A 2,676-nucleotide genomic window follows, 5' to 3' on the forward strand; every position below is an offset into this window, starting at 1 on the left:
CCCGTGCGGGGCCGCCGCGCGTGCCCGCGCGTTCTCCCCGGGGGCGGCCGGGGGCCGTGCCCTCCCGGGGAGCGCCGCCCGCCGGACTCACCCGCCCTCCTTCGCCGGACGCGTCCGCGGAGCCGCCGTGTTCGCCGGCCCGCCCGCTCCGCTCGTCCGCGTGCCCGCCCCGGTGAGGACCACGGCCGCGTCCCGCGCCGGCCGGGCCGTCCACCCCGGGGGCACCACGATCGTCGACTCGGCGTCCTCGATGATCGCCGGTCCGGCGACCGCCCCTCCGGGCGCCTGCCCGAGGGCCGCCCGGGTGAGCACCGGCACCCGCACGTACCCGCCTGTCTCCGGGAAGTACGCCCGCCGCGTCGCCGGAGGCCACGGCGCGGGTGAGACCGGCGGGGCGGGGGCGGCCGGGCTCCGGGGGGCGGCCGGAGTCCCGGGGACCGGGCTCCGGGGGGCGGCGCGGGTGACGCGGACGCGGTAGCTCACGATCTCGACGGGTCCTTCCTGCTCGATCCCGTACACCTGCCGGTACCGGGCCGAGAAGCGCGCGGCCAGCTCGGCGGGGGAGTCGCTCCAGGGCACGGTCAGGTCGTGGGCCTGCCCGGCGAAGCGGACGTCGGCCGAACGCGCGACGGACACGCCGGGGGAACCGAGCCGTACGTCCAGGTCGGCCGCGGCGGCCTCGGCCAGGGTGGTGAACACGCGCTCGGGGTCGGCGTCCAGGGCGGACAGCACGCGGTCGGTGGACAGGTCGCCGGCCAGCAGACCGGCCGCCGAGCCGACTCCGCAGCGCGCGGGCACGACCACGGTGGAGATGCCGAAACGGGAGGCGACCCGCGCCGCGTGCATCGGGCCCGCCCCGCCGAAGGCGATCATCGCGAACCCCCTGGGGTCGATGCCGCGCTGGACGGTCACCACGTGGACGGCCGACCCCATCGAGGCGTTGGCGATCTCGTGGACGGCGTACGCGGCCTCGGCCCGGGTGACCCCCAGCGGCCCGGCGAGGTGGCGGTCGACGGCCTTGTTCGCGAGGTCCGCGGAGAGCGTTATCGCCCCCGACGTGAAGGACGCGGGATCCAGGTAGCCGAGCACCACGTTGGCGTCGGTCACGGTCGGCTCGTCGCCGCCCAGCCCGTAGCAGGCCGGGCCCGGTTCGGAGCCCGCCGAGCGCGGGCCGGTCCGCAGCGCGCCCGCCGTGTCCACCCACGCGATGCTCCCGCCCCCGGCGCCCACCTCCGCCAGGTCGATGGCCGGGGTTTTGATCGGCACCCCGGTCCCGGCCCTGCGTCCGCCGAAGCTGCCCTTGCCGCCGACGTGGAACTCGTGGGTGATCTCTGGCCTGCCGCCCCTGATCACGCAGGTCTTGGCGGTGGTGCCGCCCATGTCGAAGGAGATCGCGTCCGGGTATCCGGCCGCGGTGGCGGCCAGCACCCCGGCGGCGGGCCCGGACTCGATCGTGGCCACGGCCCGGCGGGCGGCCAGCTCGGCCGACATGACGCCGCCGCCGGAGTCCATGACGTGCACCGGGGCGGTGATCCCGAGGGCGGCCAGGCGTGTGGCCAGGCGCCGCAGGTACCCCGTCATGACAGGCCCGACGTACGCCGACATGATCGTGGTGGTCGCCCGCTCGTATTCACGCAGCTCCGGCCAGACCTCCGAGGAGATCACCACGGTCGGGACCGCGGCCCGCAGGATCTCCGCCACCCGCCGCTCGTGGGCGGGGTTGGCGTGGGAGTGCAGCAGGCAGACGGCGGGCGCCGTGACGCCTCGCCGGGTGATCTCCTCGCCGACCCGGGCCACGGCCGCCTCGTCGAGCGGTTCGAGCACCTCGCCGCGGCTGCCGATCCGCTCGGGCACCTCGAAGCAGTCACCGGCGGCGACCGGCGGCGTGGGCGCGTCGAAGCGGAGGTCGTAGCGGTCCTCCTCGACCCGGGCGTAGCGGCCCAGGGGGATCACCGAGCGGAAGCCGCGGGTCGTGACGTAGGCGACCCGGACGCCCCTGCGCTCCAGGACCGCGTTGGTGGCCAGCGTGGTCGCGTGCACGACCCGGGTCACCGAGGCGGGATCGGTGCCGCCGAGGACGGCGGTGATCCCCGCGACGATCCCGTCCGTCGGGTCGCCGTGCGTGCTCAGGCACTTGGCCACGGAGATCTCACCCCCGGGCCCGCCGAGCACCACGTCCGTGAACGTCCCTCCGACGTCGACCCCGATCGCGTGGCTCACCGGCCCTCCTCGTCTGGCGATGTCCGACGGTTCCGACGAACGGCAGGCTATTTCCCTAACAAGCGCTTGTCCATAACCTCTCCGCCCTCCGCCGGACGGGCGGACTCCGCGGCGGGTTTCATGGTCGTCCGACGGGGGTGACCGGGCGTAGACTTTGCGTAGCCGCTCGGGGGTGGGCGCGGATCCGACGAAAGGCCGTGAAGGGTGATGCTGCGGGGCCGGGAAGAGATGCCCGGCGCTTGACCCTTCGGGGTGAGACGGAAAGAAAGCCAAGCCTTCAGGCTTAGGCGGTTCACTTATTCACTGCTCTTTGCGACCCTTGTCCTATCCCACGTAGGGAGTGGCGATGCGGCGGTTCAGTTCGACCCTGGTGGTGGCCGGTGGCCTCTGTCTTGCGGTCACCGCGGTGGCTCCTGCCCTGGCGCACGAGCACCCCAGCGGGATCACCGACCTGGT

1 protein-coding gene is annotated in these 2,676 nt (G+C 74.8%); it reads right to left on the bottom strand.

Annotated elements, in window-relative coordinates:
* Positions 1 to 87: 87 nt before the first annotated feature.
* Entirely contained in the window at positions 88 to 2,220 is a 2,133-nt protein-coding gene (locus ABD841_RS40385) for a hydantoinase/oxoprolinase family protein (RefSeq protein WP_344982359.1), read from the bottom strand.
* Positions 2,221 to 2,676: the final 456 nt, after the last annotated feature.

The organism is Streptosporangium fragile (assembly GCF_039534445.1).
Lineage (GTDB): Bacteria > Actinomycetota > Actinomycetes > Streptosporangiales > Streptosporangiaceae > Streptosporangium > Streptosporangium fragile.